We start from the raw sequence: 24,195 nt of genomic DNA, 5'->3' as shown, positions 1-24,195 counted from the left end.
GGGCCAGGGATAGCAAAAGAAGATACTCTTACCCGTGCCAGGAATGTATTCATCTCTCAGAGAGAGCATGCAGGATCTGCCACCATGCGGTCAGGCTGACGAATGAAGAAGTTTTTGGAGGTTTTCGTTGAAACATAGCCCTCTTTACAAAGCAGGTATTCTTATAGTTGTGGTGGTGCCGCTGGTGGCGACCATTTTCGCGATGGTACTACTCTGGCAGCGGGCGGTAAACTGGCTCGATATTGTACTGCTGGTGACGTTTTATAGTCTGACTGCGCTTGGTATTACAGTGGGGTATCACCGGATGCTGACGCACCGTAGTTTTACTCCGCACCCGGTGGTGAAGTTTCTCTTTCTGGTCCTGGGATCGATGGCTCTTGAAGGGGCTGCATTGGAATGGGCCGCGACCCACATCAAGCACCACTCAGTTTCGGATCGGGAGGGCGACCCACATAGCCCGGTTGAAGGCTTTTTTCATGCACATATCGGTTGGCTCTTTAAAGATCGTATGGCCGATCCAAACCAGTATTGCCGCCATCTGCTCAAGGATCCTGTGATTGTTTTCGTCAGTCGTACCTTTTTTGTCTGGGTGGTTCTCTCGCTTGTTATCCCGTTCTTGATCGGGGGCTGGACAGGCCTGCTCTGGGGTGGTCTGGTGCGTATCTTCCTGACGCATCACGTCACATGGAGCGTCAATTCAATCTGCCATACCTTTGGACGGCGCGATTTCGCCACCAATGATGAGAGTCGCAACGAGTGGGTTATTGGCCTGCTGAGCTTTGGTGAGGGCTGGCATAACAATCATCACGCCTTCCCGCGCTCGGCCTTTCATGGGCTGCGCTGGTGGCAGGTTGACATCTCTGGATATATCATTTCGTTCATGGAGAAAGTCGGGCTGGTGCGTGATGTCTATCGTGTCTCGCCTGAGATGATGCAGCGGCGTCTGGCGCGTCAAACAGCGGTTGCGACAGTGTCAACTGCTCCGGTTGCTCCAAAGTCTGCCCCTGTTTCAAAGGATGAGGCTCAGCCGCCGGTTCCGGTGACCGCTGATCTGTAGTTGCAGATCAAGAGCGAGAGGGGTTCCCTTTCGCTCTTTTTTTTGCGAAGAACGCCTTCTCATCGTCGCTGGCATATGCCTGAAAGGGCCAGTGCCGAGCTTACCTATTTGACACTACCTCATAACCTCGATACAATCAATTTGTATTAATGAACCAAAGACGGTTACTGTGGCGAATCGAAAAAAACCTTTGAGATACATCGCGAGGAGGCGTCTTCTTGATGGAACACTTTAACGCCGTCATTCTGGCCGGCGGAAGCGGAACCAGACTCTGGCCGCTCAGTACTCCTAGTTTTCCCAAGCAGTTTTTGCCTTTGCCGAATGGAAACAGCATGATCCAGGAAACGCTGGAACGCGTTGCGCCGCTGATCTGCACGGATCAGACATGGATTGTTACCGGACAGAGTATGGCTGATCTGGCTCAGGAGCATCTCCCGACCGTTCCGCCAGAGCATGTGTTGCGTGAGCCTATGGGCCGTGGCTCGGCCGCTGCGATTGGCTGGGCTGCTGCGGTGCTGGCACGGCAAGATCCTGATGCGGTGCTGGCTATTTTTAGTGCCGATCATGTTATTGCCAATGTTGAGACCTTCCGGCAGTCGTTGCAGTTGGCTTATGAGTGGGCCTTGCAGGGGTCACTGGTTACGATTGGCATTACGCCGACCAAGCCTGAGACCGGCTACGGCTACATTCGCTTTGCCGAGAAACTGGGCGAGGGGCATGGACATACGACCTGTCGAGCCGAACGCTTTGTTGAAAAGCCCGATCTCGAAACGGCAAAAAGCTATCTTGCCGACGGGCATTATGTCTGGAATGCCGGTATTTTTATCTGGAAAGCATCGACGTTTATGGCTGAGATGCATGAGCACCTTCCCGATTCTGCCCGCAAGCTGGAAGCGATTGCTGATGCAATGGGCACGGCAAACGAGCAGCATGTGCTTGAGGAACTCTGGCCGACGCTTCAGAATATCACTGTGGACTATGGTATTCTGGAGAAAACCCGGAATCTGGTTGTGATTCCGGCCGATCTCGGTTGGTGTGATGTGGGGAACTGGGAGCAGTATGGAATGCTCTTCCCGGCAGACGAGCAGGGCGTGCGTTCTGTCGGTCATCATCAGGGCTTTGGCAGTCAGAATGTTGTGGTCTACAACAATACAGGACGCCGGGTTTATACCATCGGAGTCGAAGACCTGATTGTGGTCGAGATGGATGACATGACCGTGATCTGTCACAAGAAAGATGTGCAGCGGGTCAGAGAACTGGCGGAACACCATCATAAAAACTGCTAAGCGGAAAGACAGAAGCCCGGCTGCCTGCCTCGCGTTTTGCGATCCTGTGCCACCGGCTGGTATACCGGGCTTGCTTCTTGCTCAGGCGTTCCCCGCGTCGGGATCTGCATCTGAAGTAGAAGGATCATCCTGCTGCTGCCGGTAGCCGATGCGTTCACGGAACTCAGCGCTGACCTTGCCGTCAACAAGAAAGATAATCCGATCGCCGTAATATTCTGGCTGATCGGCTGCCTCGAAAAAGATCTTGCGTGCCTTTTCTATATTCTCGCCTTCATAGAGAACATGCTGTCCTGCCTGAACGGTAATGTGTTTCTTTCTGCCTTCCTTGTTCATCCTCCAACGTACTCCTTCGTTCCTTCTTGGTTTCCTGTTTCTCTTGTAGTATACCTTTGATCGTTCCGCCTTGTATAGAGCTGTGCCTTCTTGAACGCTTTGAAATAGTAGAAAGCGCGTTCTATACATCGTTTCATTGCACCAGCGTTCTATAGCTTAAACGAAGCTTATAAATGAATTTAGTGGAATTCAGACGGACGTCTCAAATGCTGCTGAGTTCTTCCCCCTGCTTCTCAGTGTAGCATGTTTTTCATGCAATAGCGCTAGAGCCGTCCTGATTTTCTTATGCCTTTGTCGCAATCTGGCAAACAGGCAGGTCGGCAAAAATGGCTGCAACGAAAAAGCGCTCGTGCATAGATGAATCGGGACCTGTGATATAATTACCAGTAACGTTCGTCCGTGCCTTAACAATAGAAACGGGGTCTCCTGAAATGCTCTCCGATAGTCCTGTTTATGCTACACGGGGAATGGTTGCGACTGCTCATTACCTTGCTACTCAGGCTGGTGTACAGCTCCTTGCACAGGGAGGAAATGCACTCGATGCCGCTCTTGCTGCCAACCTTGCCATGACGGTCGTCTATCCTTCTACCTGTTCTGCCGGTGGTGATCTGTTCCTGTTGATCTGGGATGCGAAGACGCGACAGCTTCATGCGCTCAATGCCAGCGGGCGGGCGCCACGGGGGTTGACGCCGGAACTGTGTGCCGCTCGTCGGCTTCGGAAGTTGCCCTTGCGGGGGCCGCTCTCGATCAATGTTCCGGGCGCTGTTGATGGCTGGTTTGAGGCCTGGGAGCGTTTTGGCTCGGCCTCCATTGAAGCGATTTTCTCGCCTGCTATTCAGCTTGCGGAAGAGGGCATGCCGGTCAGTCCCAAACTGCATACATGGTTTACTGAGGCCGCTGAAGGAGTACTTGGACCGTGGAGTAGCAGCGCCGAGGTCTATCTGACGGGAGGTGCTCCCCCTGCCGCTGGAAGTATTCTTCGACAGCCGCGCCTGGCCCGTTCCTATAAGATGCTGGCGCACGAGGGGCCAGAAGTGTTCTATCGGGGGCCACTCGGACAGAGTATTACAGAGTATGTCCAGCGCTGTGGTGGCGTGTTGAGTATGGAAGATCTGGCGAAGCATCAATCAAACTGGGTGGAGCCGATCAAGACGACGTATCGCGGCTATGAGATCTATGAGTTTCCGCCAAACTCGCAGGGGCTGACTGCGCTGGAGATGTTGAATATTCTGGAAGGGTATGACCTTGCTTCTCTGGGCTATCAATCGCCCGAGTACCTTCACCTTCTGCTCGAAGCAAAGAAGCTGGCTTTTGCCGATCGTGATCGCTTTATTTCTGATCCTGATGTTGTAGAGATTCCACTGGAACGTTTACTGAGTAAAGCATATGCAGCCGAGTTACGCCAACGCATTGACATCCAGCGAGCGTCCCGAAGCGCGGGCCCGCCTGAGCCGCCGGGAGACACGACGTATCTCTGTGCCGCTGACCGCTACGGGAACGTCGTCTCGCTGATTCAAAGCCTCTATTATGGCTTTGGGAGTGGTGTGGTTGGTGGTGATACCGGCATTCTTTTACATAATCGCGGTTCCTACTTCTCGCTTGATCCGCGACACGCAAACTATTTGCAGCCGGGGAAGCGCACCATGCATACCCTGGCCCCTGCAATGGTATTACAGAACGGACAGCCCTATCTCGCGTTCGGCTCTATGGGTGGCGATGCACAACCGCAAATCCATGTACAATTGCTGACCGCTGTGATAGACTTTCAGTTGAATATCCAACAGGCTATAGCGGCCCCTCGTTGGAGAAGCGGACGTTTCCAGTTGGATCAGTCCGGCAAAGAATACGAATTGGGAGGGCAAAGCGGTGTTGATGACTACCAGGATCACTCTATAATCGAAGCTGTCGAGCTTGAAAGACGCTTCCCTGCTGATGTTCCCACTGCACTTGATCTTCGCGGTCATCATGTCTCCGTTCTGGGGCCGTATGAGGATCGTATGGGACATGTGCAGGCGATCGCGATTCACCCCGAAACTCACGTTTTTGCTGGTGCTGCCGATCCCCGGTGCGACGGTCTCGCACTTGGCTGGTAGCGGGAGTTTGTGGGTAGCGTTTTTTGTAGCGAAGGAAGGATCGTACCATGTCTACTCGTCCATATCGTCAAACCATTCCACCTGAAATTCTTGCCCTCTCTCAGGAACGCGATCTCTTGCGAAGGCGTGGTCAGTATGCTCGTGCTGACCTGCTCAAGCAACGTATTGAAGAGGCTGGCTTTGTTGTAAAGGACAACCCCCACGGCGCATACCTGATTATGCTGCCCGGTGTCGAGGTGGATGGTAGACTCTATCGCGTTGCCCGGGATATCCCATCACAGGTAGAGGCACCGGATACCTGCACATTTTCGATACATATTCTTGCTCGAAACGCCTTTCAGGAGGCGCGGCGCTGTGTTGAAAGCGTGTTGCGCTACGCGGGCGATGCGAGCATCGAAATATTGCTGTTCGACAATGCCTCGCAGGATGGCCTGGATCTCTGGGCCGATGCTGCGCGGCAACAGGAGAGCCGTTTGCATGTGTTGCGTGCCACCCGCACAATGGGGGCGGCGGACGCACAGAACGCCTGCTTGAAGTTGAGTCGGGGACGCTATATCCTGTTGCTTGACCCGACGCTTGAACTGACCGGCGATATCTTCACCCCGCTTGCCCGGGCGTTGGAAGATGATGAGGTTGGTATTGTCGGGGCGCATGGCTTCCGTACCGATGATTTGCGCCATTTTGAAGCAAGTCAGGAAGAGCAGGTCGAAGCGGTTGACGGCTCCTGCATGGCGTTCCGTCGTGAGCTGGTCAGAGAGATCGGCTTCTTTGACGAGCGCTATCGCTTTGCTCGCTATATGGACATCGACTTCAGCTTCGCGGTTCGCGATTTGGGCCTTGAAGCTGTTGTTGTGTCAGATCTTCCCCTCAAGGATCATGCGGAACAGCTTGACTCTGGCTTTTCCGACTCTGAGCAGGCCCGCCTGACCAAGCGAAACTTCTATCGCTTTCTGGGCAAGTGGGGCGAGCGCGATGATCTCTTGCTAGAGGAAGAGGAAGAAGAATAGATTTTGCCCGAGGCGGTATCATCTCTAAAGAGAGCATATGATACCGTCTCTCTTCTATCGGGTGCCAGAATGAGCTGAGCCTTCTCAGCTCTCTCGATTCATTATGGCTGGCTCCACACCTTTTATTTCTTTTGTGCTCTATTTTCCGCTGAAAGGGAGAAGCATGACTACGGTACAGACATACAAGAATCGTACCGAGATTCCCCAGGACTATAAGTGGAATCTCGAAAGCATTTTCGCAAGCAATGATGCATGGGAACAGGAGTACCAGGAGCTTCAGAAGCGTATTCCCGAGCTGGCTGCTTTGAAAGGCACGCTCGCTCGCAGTGGGGAAGCGCTGCTCAGTGTGCTGCGCAAGCATGATGCGGTCGCCGAGCGTCTGGAACGCCTGTATGTCTACGCGTCGATGCGCAAGGATGAGGATACGACGAACAGCTTCTATCAGGGGCTGGCGGACCGGGCTACACAGTTGTTTGTCCAGTTCTCAACGGCGGTCTCCTTTATTGACCCCGAAATTCTCTCAATTCCGCAGGAAACGCTTGACCGCTATGTTGCCGAGACTCCAGGCCTGGACCTCTACAAACATCATCTGGACGATATCAACCGCACGCGTCCCCATATTCGTTCCGCTGAGATCGAGGCAATTCTAGCTGCTGCCGGTGAGATGAGCCATGCGCCGGACAACATCTTTGCCATGATTAACAATGCGGATATGAAGCTGCCGACTATCAAAGATGAGCAGGGCCGGGATGTTGAGCTGACACACGGAAACTATATCCTCTATATTCGTAACAAGGATCGCCGTGTTCGTAAGGATGCCTTTGAGGGGATGCATGGCTCGTTCTATCGGCAGCGCAATACCATCGCGGCCACGCTGTCCTCTCAGGTCAAGTCAAACATCTTCTATGCTCGTCAGCGCAATTTCGAGACGTGCCGCGAGCTGGCACTGTCTCGCTACAATATTCCCGTAAGCGTCTATGACAACCTGATCCAGACCGTACACGAGAATATCCCGCTGATGAATCGCTATCTTGAGCTGCGCAAGCGGGTGTTGAAGTTGAACGAGCTGCACATGTACGATTTATATGTGCCGATTGTTGAGGAGAAAGAGGATCGCGTGTCCTATCAGGAGGCGTGTGATATCGTCGTTTCGGCGCTCGCTCCTCTGGGCAATGACTACGTCAGCACGCTGAAGCAGGGTCTCTCACAGCGCTGGATCGATGTCTATGAGACGCCCGGTAAACGCAGTGGCGCATATAGTGGTGGCGCGTATGGCACCAACCCCTTCATTCTGCTGAACTATCAGAACAACCGCGATAGCATGTTCACGCTGGCTCACGAGCTCGGACACTCGCTGCACTCGTACTTCACGCGGAGCACGCAGCCGTATGCCTATGGTGACTACACGATCTTCGTGGCCGAGGTGGCTTCCACGCTGAACGAGGGCCTGCTGACGAACTATCTTCTGAAGCATACCTCAGATACCGCGACCCGGCTGGCGATCCTGAACCATGCGCTGGAAGACATGCGCGGCACGCTGTATCGTCAGACGATGTTTGCCGAGTTCGAGCTGAAGGTCCACACGCGGGCCGAGCAGGGTGAACCGCTGACTGCCGACGTGTTCAGTGAGATCTACAAGCATCTGAACGAGCTGTACTATGGCGGCGTTGCCACGGTTGATGATCTGATCGGGATCGAGTGGGCGCGTATTCCGCACTTCTATGAGAGCTTCTATGTGTATCAGTATGCAACCGGCATTTCTGCCGCCTCAGCGCTGGTGCAGCAGATTCTCAATGAGGGCCAGCCCGCCGTTGATCGCTACCTCGGCTTCCTGCGCTCTGGCTCCTCTGACTACAGTATTGAACTGTTGAAGAAGGCGGGCGTCGATATGACGAAACCCGAGCCGGTCCAGCAAGCGTTTAAGCTGTTCGAGACGTATCTGGAGCAGATGGAACAACTGCTCGGCTAAGTAGCATCCATCGGGCATCTCTTCGCGAGGTGTCCGATCTTTTTTATGTATCGCTGTGGTTAGCTGTATTCGTTTAGGAGCTTTTGACAGTGTCATATACAGAGGCCAGTGTTCAGGGAAGGATATAGCACAACTTCTCATCGACACAACAGTACATACTGGCTTCAGTACGAGAGATGTCTTGTATGCATCACGCGTTTCTCATAAAGAAAGGATAGAATGGTATGGACGAGAATAAGAGAGATCTTGGTGCAGAGGGAACTGCCGATACGCTCAAAGGCAAGATGAAGAAGGCCGTTGGAAAAGTACAGGACAAGGTCGGCGAACTGACCGGTAACGAGGAGATGCAGGCCAAAGGCAAAGAGAAAGAGCTTGGCGGCTCTGTGCAGTCTACGGTAGGGAAGGGCAAGCAGAAGGTTGATGAGGCGGCGGATGTGATTCGTGGACGTATGAAGGAGCAGGAAAAGCGAGAAAATGAGCCCGAATAGGGTCTTCTGTGTCTCCACTGGAAAAGCGTGAGGAGCCTTGAGAGGCGCCCCGCGCTTTTTCTCTTTTCTACTCGGGATTATGCCAGCTCTTGCCATCGCGTGCCAGCAAGCGGTCTGCCTCCGGTGGCCCCCAGGTTCCCGCCTCATAGGGATGCACGCTGGTTGCTGACATCTGTTGCCAGCCTTCCTCAATGCTGTCAATGATGCGCCATGCGCCTTCAATCTCATCGCGCCGAATGAAGAGTGTTGAGTCCCCGAGCATACAATCAATGATCAGGCGTTCGTAGGCGCGAGGGAGCTCAATCTTGAAGTCGCTGTATGAGAAACTCATATCCATCGATTTCAGGTAACGAGCCGCCCCCGGCACCTTTGCCGCGATCTTAAGCGATATGCCCTCGTCGGGCTGAATGCGCAGCGTCATCGTATTAGGCTCAAGGCCGACCGTTTCGGCTGGCTTATAGAGCTGATGCGGCACACTCTTGAACTGGATGGTGACCTCTGAATTTCTAACGGGGAGGCGCTTGCCTGTGCGAATATAGAACGGGACTCCTTCCCAGCGCCAGTTTTCAATGAAGAGTTTCAGGGCAACGAAGGTCTCCGTTGTTGAATCGGGGGCAACGTGCTCTTCCTCATGGTAGCCTACCACCTTCTGGCCGTCGATTTGCCCGGCGGTATATTGTCCGCGCACAACCTGCTGGGCTACCTCATCAGGTGTCAGGGGCTGAATTGCCTTGAGCACCTTTGCCTTTTCATCATGCAGGGACGCAGGTTCAAAGTTGACGGGAGGCTCCATTGTTGTCAGGCAGAGGATTTGCATGATGTGGTTCTGAACGATATCGCGCAGGGCTCCCTCTGTCTCGTAGAATTTGGCGCGCGTGCCGATGCCCAATGTTTCGGCAACACTGATCTGTACGTTATCAATAAAGCGTTGATTCCAGAGCGGCTCAATGATGCCGTTGGCGAAGCGAAATGCCAGAATATTCTGAACCGTCTCTTTGCCCATATAGTGGTCAATACGGTAGATCTGTTGCTCGTGGAAGATGCGCGCCAGATCGCGATTAAGCTGCCTGGCACTCGCCAGATCATGTCCGAAGGGCTTTTCAATAATGATGCGGGACCAGGGCCCTTTCTCCCCGTTTTCCAGCGGCTTGTAGACAAGACCCGCTGCACCGAGATGCCGGACAATCTCGTTATCGGTATCAGGGGGCGTTGCCAGATAGAACAGGCGATTCCCCTCTGTGCCATACTCTTTATCCAGCCGCTCCAGCAGGCTTTTCAGCTTTTGATAGCCGCTGCTGTCCTCAAAGGTGGATTGACAGTAGAAGAGCCTGCTGGCGAACTGTTCTTTTGCCTGGCTATCGAGGCGGTCATCTTCTGGCAGATAGGTATCAATTGCCTTCAGAGCCATCTCGCGCCATTGCTCATCGCTCATCGGGCGGCGGGCGAAGGCCACAATGCAGAATGGCTCTGGCATGGGATGTTCGTGCATAATGTGGGCCAGCGTGGGTAACAGTTTTCGTTGGGCCAGATCTCCGGTTGCGCCGAAAATCACAATGGTACTGGGATCGGGTACTCTTCCCTCTGCCCAGAGCTTATGGGGCTGGAGTTGTTGCATACTGCCTCCCAAAAAAGAAGTTGTGTATGGGTTATGATTGTGCTTGCTCTTATTTAGGTACTGGCGAAAAAGCAAAAAGGTTTCCGGCTGGAGGCAAAAAAGGAGTGCCCGGATTTCCTCGCGTGAATCCGGGCAGAGAGGCTATTCCTGTACTTTTTTCTTATGGGGGGCACCTGTATAGATGGTCCAGGCCGTCGCCAGAGGCCCATTCAACGCAAATACCCCGAGGATGCAGAGCAAGATGGGGGTGAGAAGCGCGAATGAGATCCCGGCTGTAAGTGGAATGTGGAAAAGCAGGAGAAACAGAAATTGAAAGGCAATCATACAAAACAGGAACACAATAGTTGTCAGAAGTGAAGTCACTTTCCAGCGCGTTTTGATACGCTGCTCCAGGAGGCGCTGGCGCAGGTGTGCCTGCTCACGCGAGCTTCGTTGAAGGGTCAGCACCCGTTTCTGCTCCTCGGCGAGCTGCTTGCGCTCTTTGTCCAGCACATCAGCCATATGCTGCACCTCGCGTTTGAGCAAGAGCAGTTCGACCAGGTGCTTTTCTTCCTGCTGCTTGATCTGGGCTTCGATGGTCGCCTTCACCTCCTGCAACAGCTCCGGGGGGTTCTCTGGCGAACGGGCCAGCTCTTGCGTGGCGGCGGCAATCAGCTTGCGGGCCTCTTCCTGGGCTGTTGTTTGCAGTTCCTGCGTGTGAAGCTCCACGGTCTCTTGAAGCCGTTGCCGTTCGGTGGTGGCCTCGTGCAAATGCTGCTGATAGTATTCCAGTTCCTGTTGATAGCCGTTGTGTAGCTGAGCGAGCTGGTTTTCAAATTCGGCTTTGAGGGTAGTGTGTTCCTCTTGTAGCTGTTGGTAGGTGGTGCGTTGCTCTTCCAGCAGAGTGCGGAGATGGCGATTCTCTTCCCGAAGCTGTGCGACCTGTTTCCAGGCGGCGCGAGTGCCGGGGCCATCCGAGCCGTAATACGGAAGAGCATCTGTCTGTTTGAGACGGCCACTCGCTTTACGAGTAATGATCGCATTCCGCTGTCCGCTTGTACGAGGCAGACGTTCCAGTGCATCGGTCGCAGGAGAGATCTCGTCTCGTTGTATCATGCTTTCTCCTCGGGATAGTGCAAAAACTCCTTGCCCACGCCACCAGCAGCAGATGGCCGATGGCGTGGTCTCCTCCAATATTCTGTGCGCCACGAAAATGTGATTCAGGCAATACAGTTAACGCAGCTACCTGATCTCCTATTCAAAATTATTGCACTTCAAGGTGGAAAGATGCAAGTCTTTCTTCTATTCGGGTATCTTCATATTCCGATGTTTGGCAGGAAAATCACTCTGTAGATGTCTTTCAAGAAACGTTCGTAATACCATGTCATACTGTGTTGGATTGTAGCCATACGCACTACAGTGGCCGATTGCATCGACGAAGTACGTTTCCAGTGGAATATCATTCGCTTTTGCCTCGGTCGCGAGACGATAGGCATGTTGAATGGGGATTAATTGATCCCCGCGAGCATGGATCAGCAGAATGGGCGTGGTGCGCGGCTGTGTAGCGCCTTCGAGGAGAGCCTTCCAGCGCTTAAAACGCGGACGCGCCACAAAGCCATAACCAAAACGGAGCCGAAACACGACCGCGCTCATAGCGACGGTTGCCCAGGCCAGCGGAGAGAACAGGGCGTTCAGCCTTCGGGCAAGGGTGGGCCAGTGATTGCTATGCTCCATAAGCTGAAATTGAACGATTCTGCGGATAATATCATCGGAGCGAGCATAGGGACTGTCGGCAATGATGGCTGCAACTTCTGGTCCCGGTGGAGTGAGTAGCGCGACGGCTGCCCCCATTGAGAAGCCGTGCAGAATGATGCGTCCGGGGATTGTTTCTGGTTGACGGCTGGCGGCCATGATTGCGGCTTCCAGATCGCGCACCTCGGCATTGCCTCCGCTGGTAATCACGCTATCGCTGGTTCCGTGGCCGCGAAAGTCGAAACACAGAACATTGTAGCCGCGTGCGTATTCCAGGCTGGCGACCGAGCGCAGGTGAAGCCGGGAGATGCGATAACCGTGACAGAGGACGATGGTTGGTGCGGGCTCGGGCTGCGCCCAGAACTCGCCGCTAATCAGCGCTCCATCGGTGGTTTGAAAAAGAAGCGGACGTTGAAGTGTATACGGTGGTTCTGGTAATGGAGCCGGGGTGATCCAGCTAAATTCGGCTTCATTCAACACTGCATGCGGACGAGAAAGCTCTTTCACAAAATGGTTGGCTAACATGGCTAAACCACTGGTCATGGTGAGGCCCAGAATGCCGGTACTGGTAGCAACTCCAATGGCCCAACGATGTCGCCCGGACATGGCAACCTCCTTTAGAACATCCCTTGTGTGCCTGTAGGTCGGTTTTCTGTTATTCGTGTAGGTGGGGAATTTCCCCGATGAAATAAGGAGATTGTTTTCAGGTAGGTGCCGATATGAAAAATTGCCCTTTCTTCTATTGTACTCTATCTCTAGAGCACGGGTAAACTCTCCCTTCTCTTGTCTTTTCCTTGCCTAAATATGGTACAATGTACACTAACTCACATGGAGGCGAATTTGACTAAAGAGGAAGAAACTTATGAATCGTCGTGCGCCTAGCTTTCATCCAGGATTAATGACGGATATGTATCATCCTGACGCTGCTTATGTATCGTGGCGGACGGGTCGTAACGGTCTGACCACGTTTGATTTATACACGCGGACAGCTCCCTTCGGTGGGGCGTATTTGCTGGTTGCAGGTCTGGAATCGGCCCTTGAATTTGTACAATCCTTTCGCTATACATCTGAAGATCTGAAATTCCTTGCGCGGATTCGTGACTATGATTCCGCTTTTCTCGACGAGTTGGCCGAAGTGCGTTTCACTGGCGAGATTCTGGCCTTGCCGGAAGGCTCGATTGCGTTTCCGAACGAGCCAATTATGCGGGTGACAGCGCCCTTTCGTGAGGCATTGCTACTTGAGGCGGGGCTGTTGCAGGCGATCAGTCTGTCAACCTTGATTGCCACAAAAGCCTCACGTATTACCTATGCCGCCAATAAAGGACGAACGCGCCGAATCTCGGAGTTTGCTTTCCGGCGTGCGCAGGAGCCAATGACCGTCGCTCGGGCCTCCTACATCGGTGGATGCGCCAGTACCTCTTTGCTCAATGCGGCGTATGAATATCGCCTTCCTGCTACTGGCACTGTGCCTCATGCCCTGATAGAGCTTTATCCATCTGAGAAGGAGGCATTTGAGGCTGTTGCGGAGGCGTACAACCGTTATACACTGCTCCTGGATACCTACGATGTTCGCTCGGCTATTCATACCGCGATTGAGGTCGCGCTGCGCTCGCAGGAGACACTGGGCCATACGTTAGCGGCGGTGCGTCTTGATAGCGGTGATCTGGTTGCCGATAGCAAATATATTCGTGAGCAACTGGATAATGCGGGGCTGCATAGCGTGCGGATTCTGGTCAGTGGTGATCTGGATGAGTGGAAAATTGAAGAGTTACTGGCTGAGGGCGCTGCGGTTGATTCCTTTGGTATTGGTACATCCCTGGGTAGCGGAGCTGGTTCGGTTGAGCGCGGCATCAATGGCGGCTCGCTTGGCGCGGTTTATAAAGAAGTCTGGTATGTCGATGATTCGGGGACGGAATACCCCAAGATCAAGATTGCGGGCGCCAAGAGTACCTGGCCTGGCAAGAAGGAGATCTATCGTCATCCAAACTGGGAAGAAGATATTGTTCAACTGGCGCATGAGCCCCGCCCGGACGGCTACCATCGCCTGTTGCGTCCGGTGATGCGGAATGGTGAAGTGATTCCTGGCAGCCTGCCTCCGCTGTCTGAGATTCGCGAGCTGGCACAGCAGAACCTTGAGCAGTTGCCTGCTGAGTATCGTGCACTCTCGCCCGAGAGACCATTCCCGGTGCGCTTTAGCGAAGGGCTGCTCTCTCTGCGGAAGCAGGCGGCCCAGTTAATTGGCAAGAATGTGCCTTAGACGAAAAGCAGAGAGGATGTCTTTCCCCACATCCTCTCTCCCCTGAAACTCCTCCTTGCGCTGTGCATGATAGAGGCCTCTGGTACTGTTGTACTTCCTCTCTGGTTATATCCTGGTATAATGAAGGGGAAAAAGAAAAATACGCATGCCTGGTATGTGAGGGAAAACACATTACTCTTGAACGTATGCTTCGGGTATCGGCCCTGGTTTGTCACTATTTTTTTATTATGAGGAAGTGTCTGCATGGCTGATAGTATTTTAGATTCCAATCGGTATCAGCAACAGGAAGCGGCGGCTCAGTTGGAAGAGAATGCTGCGTCGCGCGGGACCTCAAGGGGTTCAGGTCGAACGGGCATTATCTGGACACCGCGCTTTATTATCTCTTTTGGTGTAATTGCTATTCTCTGGTTGAGCTGTGCAGGCGTCATCGCGCATAGCTGGCTCAATGGCTATCGTTTTTTTCGTTCGGACAATCGCTTTTTGTTGGGGCAGACCGCTCTATTGCTGGTGGTCTGGGCGGTTTTCTTTTTTGTGTCGCGGCGCTCATGGGGGAAGCTGGCGGCTGTTTTCGGAATTGTCTGGAGCGCGTTTCTTGTTGCGGGCGTGGCGATCAAATATTTCGTTCTCCCTGTTGATGGATCGGTCGGTATCTATTTAGACACGATGTCCTCGGTTGCGCTGCTCGGGGCTTTTGTCTGTCTCTCGCTGAATCGTGTGCCTGTCCGTCGATGGGACACCATCTTTTTTGGGCTGGCGCTGATAGGAAGTATTCTCCTGTTCTTCTATCGTTTCTGGAAGTTTCCTGAGGAGGCGCGAACGCTGGAGAATATGGAGGCGGTTGTCTCGACACTTGCCATCTATCTTTCTATCTGTGTCTGGTGGTTGCGGCCCTCCTGCTGGCGTTTTCAGCCCGGCCCGGCGCTGCTTTTCGGAATGGTTGCCGTGTTAACCGTGATGGTTGGCAAGATTCACAGTCATCCAGAACTGGTCTTCTTCTTTCAGCAGACCGTCTACCTTGTAATGTTGCTTGGCCAGTTGCGTCTGATCCAGGGTGAGCTCAAGCAGTGATGCATAGGCAGAAGAGCCGCCTATGCATTGCGTTGATTAAAGTGAGAGATGCCCATAGAGATTGACCAGTATCAACACCGTTCCCAGTGTGTTGTTCAGCCAGTGCAGGCAGATGCCCGGCCAGATTGAGCCGGTACGCCAGCGTAGATACGCAAAGGCAATTCCCAGACAGAGAAGGACCAGAAATGAGGCGGGGTCGAAATGGGTCAGGGCAAAGATGATTGCGCTGAGTAGAATTGCCCAGAAGACCGGCATACCCCGCCGCAATCCGCTAAAGACAAATCCCCGGAAAAAAACTTCTTCACAAACGGGCGCAACAAAAACACTCAAAAACAGCGTCACATAGAATGTGATCGGCGCTCGTTTCCCCAACGAGAGAATAACCTGATCATTTGTTTTGAGATCCAGGTGCATGGCTTGCAGGAAAAGCTGATAGAGCACATTGATGATATAGATAAGCACGAGTAGCCCGATAACCGTCAGAATGACACGCGGCTGAAAGCGCCTGAAGCCAAGCGCCTGTGTCCCCCATTCTCTGCGTGGCACTTCTGTCGGCCTGGTGCGGAAAAAGGCAAAGTAAATCGGGACCAGGAGAAATATACTCTGAATGAAGCCCGTCACAATGAACGTGGCGATGGCATTGGCAAGGTCCGTTCCGGGCGAGAGTGGCGTCTGCGTTGTTGGTGCTCCGCTACTGCTGAGGGAAGAGGCGATATTGAGCAGAAACCACGGAACCAGGGTAAGAACCATGCCCGCGATGGTCTGCTTCAGGGTCCAGGGGGCTTTCTCTGCGAGTTGCTCGCTTACGGTGACGTGTTCGTCTTGATGATGTTGTAGCAATGAATCGCTCCAATTCTTTTGATTTTAGTATGCTCTCTTATTAGTAGAAACGGTTTTCTGGAGCCGAAAGATACGTTCGGTGATGCGGCATTCCTGTGAAAAGCGAAACAGACGTAATACGGCCTGGCAAGGGAAGATGACACGCTGTTACATGCATGTTTGTTGTTTTGATAGGGAACGAAAGTTATTTGTATATGTTTTGTTTCTTGTGTGAGAAAAAGAAGATTGATATTTTTCTGTATAAATGTTATTATAGGTGTGAAAGCTTGTAGTCAGGAGTCGGTTTCAACCTGACCGGTTTACGGGCTTGCGTTCAGAGCACGTGTAGAGGGATGACGCCTGTCAGTTCTCACTACGATACGGGTCCATAGCCAAAGGCGGTGGAGAGGGGTCAATGTCAGCGCTGTGGATTATGGGAACCGCTCCAGGCCATGAACAAGGCAGCTATTGTGTGTGCAAGCGGAGGTTTGGGGAAAAGGGCCGCAATGTGTCTTCCCTTCCTGCGGCTCAATCCCGGGGCCCCTTGAGGCGATACAGTTTGATGATTGAGAGAAAGAGATGCACAACGAGCATGAAGAACGAACCTGGCGTGAATTGCTTGGCTCAATTATCCAGGATAAGGCAGAAAAGAAACGGATCGCTTCGGCTGTTGAGGTCACTGAGGTGACATTAGTGCGGTGGGTTAAGGGCGGGACACGCCCCCAGGAAGAGAATCTACGGGCGTTACTTCGTGCCATTCCTTCCCGTCATGTACAGGAGTTTACCTGGCTTGCAGCGAAAGAATTTCCTGGTTTACAGGATATGGTCGCCCAATCTTCGATAGTGCAACAGATCCCGGCGGAGTTTTATGCGCAGATGTTGCAGAACTACGCCAATACGGCGAATTCCCTCTCGACCAATTTACAAGGGGTGATTCTAGAGCAGGCGCTGAAGCATCTGGATCCGGACGGATTGGGGCTTTCTGTCAGTGTGATGGCCTGCCTGCCGCCAGCGCAACCGGGCGGTAAGGTGCGGAGCTTGCGCGAGATAGGGAGCAAAGGATCAGGTCCCTGGAAGGGGGATCTCGGGCAGAAGACGATGTTTCTGGGTGCGGATTCGCTAGCAGGCGCTGCGGTGATGAATTGCCGGCTGGTGTTTGTGCAGAGCCGTGCGGAACAGTTTATGCTGTTTCCTGCGATCTGGGCAGAGAACGAGGAGAGTGCGGCTGCCTTTCCCATCATGCGCCGAACGCGTATCTTTGGCTGTTTACTGGTATCCAGCGCTCTGCCAAAGTATTTCACGGTTGCCCATCTAAACCTGATCGAGCAATATGCGAATCTGCTGGCGCTGGCCTTCGAGTCGGACGCCTTCTATGCATTGGAGGATATCGAACTGCGTGTATTGCCTCCATATACTCTTCAGATGGCGCTGTTTCGTAACTTCTCGCAACGGGTCTCACAAATGATGTTCGATCAGAAGCTATCCTATCCGGTGGCGCTGTTGCGGGTGTGGCAAGAAATAGAACAGGAAATGCTAGAAATGCCTATCTCGCTTGATATACAGGAGGACTGAACCGGGTGGGGACTTTTTCGGGGGGATGCAAGGGAAAGGATTAAACTTCAATCTTGCCTCTATTATAACATGTTTGCTTCCAAAATGCACCGTCCATATGACCGATGTATCTCCCCCGCTCTTTCAGGTATTCTATGTACAACCTGGGCCGAGGGATACCTATCCAGTGTGTTTGTCTCCTTTGTGAGAGGGGTGTAGTGTATCTATCTCAGCAGGCTTGCAAGGGTGGCTATGGTGGTAAAAAGAGGAGATGAGCGGAGAGGGAAGATTGACCCCTGTTCGTGTCGTACAATATACTACCTTGTATCGTTGCATCTAGTTGTTTACTCTGAAGAGTTAGGAAGGACGACTCGTGGCAGGCCAGATTCATACACATCCGGCGGAGAATTGTAATTGGCGACGACATAAAAACGCCTGCCCTTTTTATCGGGAGCGCTGGTTTCCCTGTAACGATGTTGTGGGTGAACCAATGTATCAGGTTTTCTGTTTGAAGGGTACGCCGCCGGTCACATTAGAAGAGCAGGACAAATGCTTTCGCAGTAAAAGCCGCTGCTGGCGTCTGGCTGAAAGCACCAGACGGAAAGCTGAAAAAGTAGGACACACATCTGAACACAGCAAGTAATTGATTCAGTGGGTCCGTGTTGTTGCTGGCGGGATGTAGTAGGGAATAAACACAATCTATTCCTCTCTGTTTTCTTTCCAGATTCCTGCTCAAAGAAGAATGGAAGCTTCGTGTTTTTCCTGTATTCACGAAAGTGCTGGGAACGTATGCCCGAAATTTGTCTTTTAGAAGCGGTCTCTCAAAAAGCAAAAGAAGAGGTACTCGAAGAATCTGAGTACCCCTTCTTTTTTTATGGATCTGGCTTTATTCCTGCTCGCGAGCGGAGTAGACGTAGTTGATGAGGGCATCGGGATACTCGAAGAGCTCCTCTGCCTTGAAGAAGCGCGGAACCTCAACCTGAGCGGTTTCCAGGGAGTCGGAGCAGTGAATCAGGTTAGCCTGAACGCTCATGCCGAACTCGCCGCGGATGGTTCCAGGTGCAGCCTCGCGGGCTTTGGTCACGCCACAGAGTGCGCGCACGGTGTTCACACAGTCGGTGCCTTCAAGGCACAATGCGATGACCGGGGTAAGTTGCATGAAAGATTTGACTTCGGGGAAGAAGTCGCGCCCGACCAGATGGCTGTAGTGCTCGTTGAGCAGCTCATCTGACAACTGCATCATCTTGAGACCAACAATCTTCAGGCCTTTGCGCTCGAAGCGGGACAGGATTTCGCCGACGAGATCACGCTGAATGGCGTCGGGCTTGAGTAGAACGAGTGTGCGTTCCATCTGTATAACTTTCTCCTTTTTTGTGTTTTCTTGTTTGTTTATTTGCTTGCTTGTTTATTCCAACCTCCAGCGACCCCAGGGAGCCGCTGCAACTGGCTTTTCCTCTACACACCGGAGAGAGGTCCGCTGTGCAGGGGGAAAGTCGGTTTACGCTTGTAAGGGCAAAAGCAAGGGCAGATACGCTACAAGAGCGCACCTGCCTGTACTTTCTTCAGGATGTAACCCGATTAAAAGCTTGAGGCGACCAGTTCTGTGAGCTGCCGACAGGCTTTTTTCATTTCGGTGCGTACACGACCCATGTTCCCGCCAGAGCGCTGGGTGATCACGATCAGGATAAGGTCTCCAGCTTCTTCCATCTGGATCGTATTGCGCTCGGTTTCGATAATAATATGCTTTGCAATACTATTACTGACCTGACCAGTAAAATGGGTGATGGAACCGAAAGCAGCAGCGGACATTGCACCGATGACCTCTTCATCCTCGCTGTGCAACGTACCTGCAACAATCAAGCCTTCCTTAGCAACAAGAATCGCATTGTATACCTCATCGAGGTCAGTCAACCGTTGTAGGATCGTTTCCACGCTGTGACTCCTTTGTAGATGTTTTCAGCTAGCTGCCTTCGACTAGGGACGAGGCCTGTTTGTTAACATAAGGGCTTTATTATAGGCCTCCATTGCCTGGAGATATTCGCCCTGTCGCATGTAGGCATCACCCAGTACGCGGTAGCCTGGCGCGTATTTCGGGGCCAGTTTCAGTAACGCACGTACGTTGCTGACCACCTCATCTAACAATTCTGGTGAGTTGCGGATGATAGAGCGATATTCTTTCATGGCTGAGTCGTATTCACCGACAAGCTGATGCTGGTAGCCTTTCAGGAGTTTCGCTTTCGCTCCGTTGTTCTCGTTCCCCTGATTTGCCAGTGAGCGTCCCTTCGACTGCGGTGCTGGGGTTCCGCGCTGCTGCGTTGGCTGAATACGGATCGCCGGGCGCTTCATGGTCGCTTCAAGCTGGTCGAGCATCGGATTATACTGCGAGGCTTGAGGCTTTGTCACTCCCGGTCGTGACGGGATTGCAGACATGCTACCAGTACGCTGCTCTTGCATCGCTTTCATGCGGGCTGCTTGAATCGGTGACGCTTTGACAGTCGCCTCGATATCCTGTATTGATCTCGCTGCTGGCTGACGGATGTCGCCTCTTTGCGGTTGCTGCTTTGGTTGTTCCTGTGCTGGTATGTTCCTCTTAGATTCTGTCGGCTGTTTTGGCTGTTCCTGAAGGGGCTGCCAGACAGGAGAAGAGGGCTGTTTTGGCTGCTGTTCCTGCATTGGTTGAGATGCAGGGTTAAAGGAAGCGGCCCACTGCGGCTCTACTGGCTGTTTTGGCTGTTCCTGAAGGGGCTGCCAGACAGGAGAAGAGGGCTGTTTTGGCTGCTGCTCCTGCTCGAAGCCAGACCATGAAGGGCTGGAAGGTTGCTTCTGCTCCTGAACAGTTTGCTGCTCGAAGCCAGACCATGAAGGACTGGAAGGTTGCTTCTGCTCCTGAACAGTTTGCTGCTCGAAGCCAGACCATGAAGGGCTAGAAGGCTGCTTCTGCTCCTGAACAGGTTGCTGCTCGAAGCCAGACCATGAAGGGCTAGAAGGTTGCTTCTGCTCCTGAACAGGTTGCTGCTCGAAGCCAGACCATGAAGGACTGGAAGGCTGCTTCTGCTCCTGAACAGGTTGCTGCTCGAAGCCAGGCCAGCTAGGGCTGGAAGGCTGTTTCTGCTGGACTGATGGCTCTGGTACAGGATTAAAGGAGGCAGCCCATTGAGATTCTACTGGCTCCGAAGCTGGAGCCTTTTGCTGTTTGGGTATTGCAGGGAACTCGCCCAGGGTTGCCAGTGCCGAAGAGAGTGAGTCATCTGACAGCGACGCCACAGTTTCTGGCTGTGGTTGTTGCTCGGTTGATTTTTCTACAGGTGTATTGTTTTGTTGCGCAATGGTTGAGAGTGTATTAGGCTCCATCGGGACAAAGCCCTGTGCATAGAGCTTCTTTTCTAGCTCTTCCAGTGAGGCAACAATATTTTGTTCGTTCACCTGGGCCTCTGAGATGTCAGATTGCGTATTACCAAACAGTTGGGTTGACCAATCCGGCTGCTGCTCAGCAGGCGTTGCCCATGATGGCAGTGACTCTTCTTTTTCCTGAGCAGGCTGCTCGAAGCCAGGCCAGGAAGGACTGGAAGGTTGCTTCTGTTGTGCAGGCTGCTCGAAACCGGACCAGGAAGGACTGGAAGGCTGTTTCTGTTCCTGAAGCGGCTGCTGTTGTTGCTCGAAGCCAGGCCAGGAAGGACTGGAAGGTTGCTTCTGTTCCTGAACAGGTTGTTGCTCGAAGCCGGACCAGGAAGGACTGGAAGGCTGCTTCTGCTCTTGAACAGGTTGCTGCTGTTGCTCGAAACCGGACCAGGAAGAGACTTCTTCTTTTTGAGTCTGAGAAGTCTCAAAAGATGGGGCTTGTGGCGCATTCTGGTATAGCTGGCTGAGCCATGCAGGTTCGTCTTTTGGCTTCTCGGGCTGAGATACTGTGTTGTCTGGCATAGTAGCGGCTGGTTGTTGCTTGTTCTCTGCCAGAGCAGACGCTTCTTGAACGAGCTGTGGTTTCTCGTCATCCTCGATGGATTCTGCGCCGATAGATTTCAGCCATTCGGGGCCAAACGGGATAACATCATCGTCGTCGCCCATACTGAAGGCGGGAAGTTCCTGTGAATCTTCGCTCCAGCTCGGGCTAGAGGGCTGCTGTACAGAAGCCTTTGTTTCTTCGGGGAGTTGCTGCTGTTCGACCGGTTGTTGTTCTATCGGAGCGGGAACCGGAGGGAGTTCAGCGCTATTCACTTTACGCTCGCTCGATTGGGTCAGCATATTCAGCCATGCTGGCGCAGCCTGGTTCTCGTCCTGTTTCTGTGCATTGTCCCAGTTACCGTTGAAAGATACTTCATTGCTGATCGTTTCGGCCTGTGGTTGTTGCTCATTGTTTGTCGGAGTGGCTGCGAACGCTGACAAGCTTTCCCATGAAGAAAACTGCTCAGATTGTTCAGAAAGTGAAGGTTGCTCCTGCTGAGGAGAAGTGAAAAGCTGACCAAAATCGGCAACAGGCTGTTCTGGTTGCTGATTCTGAGTTTCCCATGAAGAGGCTGACTGAGAGGAGCTATCCAGGTATGCAGCGAAGTCTGGAATATCCTGATTGTTGGCCCGGGCGGCATCTTCAGGTGTGGCCCACATATTGGTTTTCGCGACAGTATCCATCCACTGCGGGAACATCGTTTCCTCTGGATTGCTGTTGACGGGCGTGGATGAGGGCGTAGTTTCAGGATGGACAGCGGGTAGACTGGCCCAGCTTGGCAACTCATCGGAGAAGCCGTGGGACGAGTAGGCAGTATTTGAGGGTGTTGCGCTGACAAGCTCATCAGCAAAGGCAGGGGCCCCGCTGCGCACTCCTTCCGTATCGAGCTGTGAAGGTTCTTTGCGGAGAAGTTGCAGGAACGGTTCATGCGCTTGTTTGACGAACATATCGGCAAAAAGGTCCTGAGCAAGCTGAAGATCAGGGTCGAGTTTCTCAGCCTGTTGAAGCAACTGCTGCGCCTGACGCATATCTTTCGGCGAAGTGACATGAGCGAGAAGCAGAAGCGCCTTTACACAGCCCGGCACTTCCTGAAGAATCTGGTTTGCCAGTTGCTCGACCCGGTCATAGAGCCCTTCGCGCCAGAAAGTTTCAAGCAGACCAGTGCGTGCATCCAGGCGATCGGGAGTGGTTGCAAGAACTGCTTCCCATTCCTGAATAGCCTGAATGAATAAGCTGCCCCGCATGTAGAGGCGAGCCAGGCCAGCGCGAGAATACATAAAGCCCTGCTGTCCAACGCGGGCGCTCAATGCATTGAACTCGTTGCGGATCTGGCTGTTGCCACGGCTCAACTCGTAGGCCTGCTGATAGCAATCAAGCGCTGTATCATAATCACCCTGTCGCTCACTGATTAATGCCCGGTCGCAGTAGACAACAACATTCTCCGGGTCATTGGTTAGAACCCAGTCGAATGCTTGCTGAGCATCATCGAGATTTCCCTGAGCCAGGTACACTTCGCCGAGGAGTCGCTGCGCCTCCAGCGACTCCGGAAAGTGGGCAAGGATATTTTGACAACGCGCAAACGCGTCGTCAATGCGACCGCTACTGATGGCATCTTCTGTCTCTTGCAGGTACTGACGAAGCGTTACTTGTGCCATAAAAATAGGTCTCCTCTTCCCTCTTTACACACCTGTTAGCAACGTATTGAAGTACTCAGCGTGCCGGACGTTTTCCGGCCCGATGATGGCAAGGCGTCGCCACTCGGGAGCGAAGCAATAGCGGGCTACACGCTGAATATCCTGTGCTGTCACTGCATTCATCCGCTGTTCTGTTTCTTCCATGCTGCGTACACGATTCTGAAGACATTCCTGACTACCAAGCCAGGAGGCTACCTGTTGGGTACCTTCGAGGCCGAGCCAGAGGCCACCACGCATATATGCTTTGATCCGTTCCAGCTCGTCCTGGGGGATTGGTTCGTCACAGAGTCGTTGCAGCTCTTTCACTATTGCGCGTATCGTTTTCTTGGTGTGTGCCGGGTCCACTCCCGCACTGATAACCAGGCTTCCCGTCTCGTTGTAGCTATTGTAGTAGCTTCCTATGTCATATGCCAGCCCTTGCTCTTCGCGGATAGACAGGAAGAGCCGCGAGCTCATACCGTCACCAAGCAGTGCGTTGAGCAAGAGGAAAGGGTAATAGTCTGGCGACAGGTATGAAACGCCGAGTGTCGCGAGACAGATATTGGTTTGTTCGGTTGCCTTCTGGATCGAACGCACCGCCGATACGTCCCGAGGGGGAAGACTGAGTTTCCAGCGTGGACCCTGTTTCGCTTCCCAGTCGGCAAAATACTTTTCTACCAGCTGTTTGCTTTGCTGCGGGTCAATATTGCCCGCGATGCTGATAACCAGGGAGTTTGGGCGATAATAGGAGTTCAAGAAGGAAAGCATGTCTTCCCGCTTGAGTCCTTTGACGGAGTCAATCGTCCCTGCGTCATCACGCCCCAGGGGCAAATCAGGCCACATAACCTCATCAGCAAGCAGGCTAACCCATTCGGCTGGATCGTCTTGCGTTGAGCTAAGTTCTTCTATGATAACATTCCGCTCTTTTTCAAGCTCTTCAGGTAGAAAGAGCGGATGCCGCACCATATCTGCCAGCACATCCAGCACATTTTCAAGATACTCGCCCGGTACACGAGCTGTGTAGTGGGTAATCTCTTTCCCTGTGCTCCCGTTAAATACCCCTCCAACACCTTCTATCGCCTCGGATATATGTTTTGCGGAAGGATAGCGGCGGGTCCCCTTGAAAAGCATATGCTCGATAAAATGTGAGACGCCTGCTATACGATCTTCTTCGTAGCGTGAACCGACAGAAAAAAAGAAGCCAATGCTCGCGGAGCGCATACCAGGCATCTGAGCGGTCAACAAACGTAGTCCATTTTGCAGCGTGGTTCGCTCGTAGTTCATGTAGATTATTCGTCAGGCACT

At 52.9% G+C, this 24,195-nt stretch carries 18 protein-coding genes; 9 read left to right on the top strand and 9 right to left on the bottom strand.

The genetic code is table 11. The annotated features are described in order from the left end of the window. The first annotated feature begins 127 nt into the window (after positions 1 to 127). Positions 128 to 1,057 (top strand): acyl-CoA desaturase, encoded by a 930-nt coding sequence (locus tag KTH_RS16055; RefSeq protein WP_497619916.1) that lies wholly within the window; start codon positions 128 to 130, stop codon positions 1,055 to 1,057. A 221-nt stretch (positions 1,058 to 1,278) separates the two neighbouring features. After that, the gene (locus KTH_RS16050; protein WP_497619914.1) at positions 1,279 to 2,343 is read left to right on the top strand and encodes a mannose-1-phosphate guanylyltransferase; all 1,065 of its coding nucleotides are present in this window, start codon (positions 1,279 to 1,281) and stop codon (positions 2,341 to 2,343) included. An 81-nt stretch (positions 2,344 to 2,424) separates the two neighbouring features. Here KTH_RS16050 and KTH_RS16045 read toward each other — a convergent pair whose 3' ends face one another. Further along, a complete protein-coding gene (locus tag KTH_RS16045; RefSeq protein WP_497619913.1) occupies positions 2,425 to 2,676 on the bottom strand; it encodes a hypothetical protein in 252 nt (83 codons plus the stop codon). Between the two features lie 467 nt (positions 2,677 to 3,143). Between KTH_RS16045 and ggt the strand changes: the two genes are divergently transcribed. The 4 genes from ggt to KTH_RS16025 all read left to right on the top strand — a co-directional run bounded on the left by ggt (position 3,144) and on the right by KTH_RS16025 (position 8,233). After that, a complete protein-coding gene (gene ggt, locus KTH_RS16040; protein ID WP_497619911.1) occupies positions 3,144 to 4,769 on the top strand; it encodes a gamma-glutamyltransferase in 1,626 nt (541 codons plus the stop codon). Positions 4,770 to 4,816: 47 nt separating this feature from the next. Continuing rightward, positions 4,817 to 5,776 carry a glycosyltransferase gene (locus KTH_RS16035; RefSeq protein WP_497619909.1) on the top strand — a complete coding sequence of 320 codons (960 nt, stop codon included), beginning with the start codon at positions 4,817 to 4,819 and terminating at the stop codon, positions 5,774 to 5,776. A gap of 163 nt (positions 5,777 to 5,939) precedes the next feature. After that, positions 5,940 to 7,745: an oligoendopeptidase F gene (pepF, locus tag KTH_RS16030; RefSeq protein ID WP_497619907.1), complete on the top strand. Its 1,806-nt coding sequence runs from the start codon at positions 5,940 to 5,942 to the stop codon at positions 7,743 to 7,745. A gap of 224 nt (positions 7,746 to 7,969) precedes the next feature. Continuing rightward, positions 7,970 to 8,233, top strand: a complete 264-nt coding sequence (locus tag KTH_RS16025) for a CsbD family protein (RefSeq protein ID WP_111317763.1) — start codon at positions 7,970 to 7,972, stop codon at positions 8,231 to 8,233. A 67-nt stretch (positions 8,234 to 8,300) separates the two neighbouring features. Here KTH_RS16025 and zwf read toward each other — a convergent pair whose 3' ends face one another. The 3 genes from zwf to KTH_RS16010 form a co-directional block, all read right to left on the bottom strand. After that, positions 8,301 to 9,848, bottom strand: coding sequence for a glucose-6-phosphate dehydrogenase (zwf, locus tag KTH_RS16020; RefSeq protein WP_497619905.1), 1,548 nt, complete (start codon positions 9,846 to 9,848; stop codon positions 8,301 to 8,303). A gap of 141 nt (positions 9,849 to 9,989) precedes the next feature. Beyond that, entirely contained in the window at positions 9,990 to 10,943 is a 954-nt protein-coding gene (locus KTH_RS16015) for a hypothetical protein (protein ID WP_497619903.1), read from the bottom strand. Between the two features lie 186 nt (positions 10,944 to 11,129). Next, positions 11,130 to 12,185: an alpha/beta hydrolase gene (locus tag KTH_RS16010; protein WP_111317754.1), complete on the bottom strand. Its 1,056-nt coding sequence runs from the start codon at positions 12,183 to 12,185 to the stop codon at positions 11,130 to 11,132. A gap of 256 nt (positions 12,186 to 12,441) precedes the next feature. On the opposite strand from KTH_RS16010, the gene KTH_RS16005 reads away from it, so the two are divergent. Then, positions 12,442 to 13,836, top strand: a complete 1,395-nt coding sequence (locus tag KTH_RS16005; protein ID WP_111317751.1) for a nicotinate phosphoribosyltransferase — start codon at positions 12,442 to 12,444, stop codon at positions 13,834 to 13,836. Between the two features lie 243 nt (positions 13,837 to 14,079). After that, on the top strand, positions 14,080 to 14,904 hold the full coding sequence (locus tag KTH_RS16000; RefSeq protein ID WP_497619900.1) for a hypothetical protein: 825 nt from the start codon (positions 14,080 to 14,082) through the stop codon (positions 14,902 to 14,904). A gap of 36 nt (positions 14,905 to 14,940) precedes the next feature. Here the strand turns inward: KTH_RS16000 and KTH_RS15995 are convergent, their stop codons facing one another. After that, positions 14,941 to 15,744 (bottom strand): CPBP family glutamic-type intramembrane protease, encoded by an 804-nt coding sequence (locus KTH_RS15995; RefSeq protein ID WP_497619898.1) that lies wholly within the window; start codon positions 15,742 to 15,744, stop codon positions 14,941 to 14,943. Positions 15,745 to 16,302: 558 nt separating this feature from the next. Here KTH_RS15995 and KTH_RS15990 point away from each other — a divergent pair. Continuing rightward, complete coding sequence (locus tag KTH_RS15990) at positions 16,303 to 17,295, top strand: GAF domain-containing protein (protein WP_111317743.1); 993 nt, start codon at positions 16,303 to 16,305, stop codon at positions 17,293 to 17,295. Positions 17,296 to 18,160: 865 nt separating this feature from the next. On the opposite strand, the gene ndk is transcribed toward KTH_RS15990, so the two are convergent. From ndk to KTH_RS15970, 4 genes are all read right to left on the bottom strand, one after another. Beyond that, positions 18,161 to 18,625, bottom strand: coding sequence for a nucleoside-diphosphate kinase (ndk, locus tag KTH_RS15985; RefSeq protein WP_111317741.1), 465 nt, complete (start codon positions 18,623 to 18,625; stop codon positions 18,161 to 18,163). A 227-nt stretch (positions 18,626 to 18,852) separates the two neighbouring features. Next, the gene (locus KTH_RS15980; protein ID WP_111317738.1) at positions 18,853 to 19,206 is read right to left on the bottom strand and encodes a roadblock/LC7 domain-containing protein; all 354 of its coding nucleotides are present in this window, start codon (positions 19,204 to 19,206) and stop codon (positions 18,853 to 18,855) included. A 42-nt stretch (positions 19,207 to 19,248) separates the two neighbouring features. Next, positions 19,249 to 22,872, bottom strand: a complete 3,624-nt coding sequence (locus KTH_RS15975; RefSeq protein WP_497619895.1) for a DUF6584 family protein — start codon at positions 22,870 to 22,872, stop codon at positions 19,249 to 19,251. Between the two features lie 24 nt (positions 22,873 to 22,896). After that, positions 22,897 to 24,174, bottom strand: a complete 1,278-nt coding sequence (locus KTH_RS15970) for a M16 family metallopeptidase (protein WP_111317736.1) — start codon at positions 24,172 to 24,174, stop codon at positions 22,897 to 22,899. Between the last annotated feature and the right edge of the window lie 21 nt (positions 24,175 to 24,195).

This window comes from Thermosporothrix sp. COM3, from assembly GCF_059696735.1.
The sequence above is the reverse complement of the archived record's forward strand: the minus strand, read 5'-3'. Positions and strand labels throughout refer to the sequence as shown.

Excerpts from the sequence above, each read along its gene's own strand:
- KTH_RS16050 (WP_497619914.1), top strand. The coding sequence starts at position 1,279 with ATGGAACACTTTAACGCCGTCATTCTGGCCGGCGGAAGCGGAACCAGA.
- KTH_RS16045 (WP_497619913.1), bottom strand. The coding sequence starts at position 2,676 with ATGAACAAGGAAGGCAGAAAGAAACACATTACCGTTCAGGCAGGACAG.
- ggt (WP_497619911.1), top strand. The coding sequence starts at position 3,144 with ATGGTTGCGACTGCTCATTACCTTGCTACTCAGGCTGGTGTACAGCTC.
- KTH_RS16035 (WP_497619909.1), top strand. The coding sequence starts at position 4,817 with ATGTCTACTCGTCCATATCGTCAAACCATTCCACCTGAAATTCTTGCC.
- pepF (WP_497619907.1), top strand. The coding sequence starts at position 5,940 with ATGACTACGGTACAGACATACAAGAATCGTACCGAGATTCCCCAGGAC.
- KTH_RS16025 (WP_111317763.1), top strand. The coding sequence starts at position 7,970 with ATGGACGAGAATAAGAGAGATCTTGGTGCAGAGGGAACTGCCGATACG.
- zwf (WP_497619905.1), bottom strand. The coding sequence starts at position 9,848 with ATGCAACAACTCCAGCCCCATAAGCTCTGGGCAGAGGGAAGAGTACCC.
- KTH_RS16015 (WP_497619903.1), bottom strand. The coding sequence starts at position 10,943 with ATGATACAACGAGACGAGATCTCTCCTGCGACCGATGCACTGGAACGT.
- KTH_RS16010 (WP_111317754.1), bottom strand. The coding sequence starts at position 12,185 with ATGTCCGGGCGACATCGTTGGGCCATTGGAGTTGCTACCAGTACCGGC.
- KTH_RS16005 (WP_111317751.1), top strand. The coding sequence starts at position 12,442 with ATGAATCGTCGTGCGCCTAGCTTTCATCCAGGATTAATGACGGATATG.
- KTH_RS16000 (WP_497619900.1), top strand. The coding sequence starts at position 14,080 with ATGGCTGATAGTATTTTAGATTCCAATCGGTATCAGCAACAGGAAGCG.
- KTH_RS15990 (WP_111317743.1), top strand. The coding sequence starts at position 16,303 with ATGCACAACGAGCATGAAGAACGAACCTGGCGTGAATTGCTTGGCTCA.
- ndk (WP_111317741.1), bottom strand. The coding sequence starts at position 18,625 with ATGGAACGCACACTCGTTCTACTCAAGCCCGACGCCATTCAGCGTGAT.
- KTH_RS15975 (WP_497619895.1), bottom strand. The coding sequence starts at position 22,872 with ATGGCACAAGTAACGCTTCGTCAGTACCTGCAAGAGACAGAAGATGCC.
- KTH_RS15970 (WP_111317736.1), bottom strand. The coding sequence starts at position 24,174 with ATGAACTACGAGCGAACCACGCTGCAAAATGGACTACGTTTGTTGACC.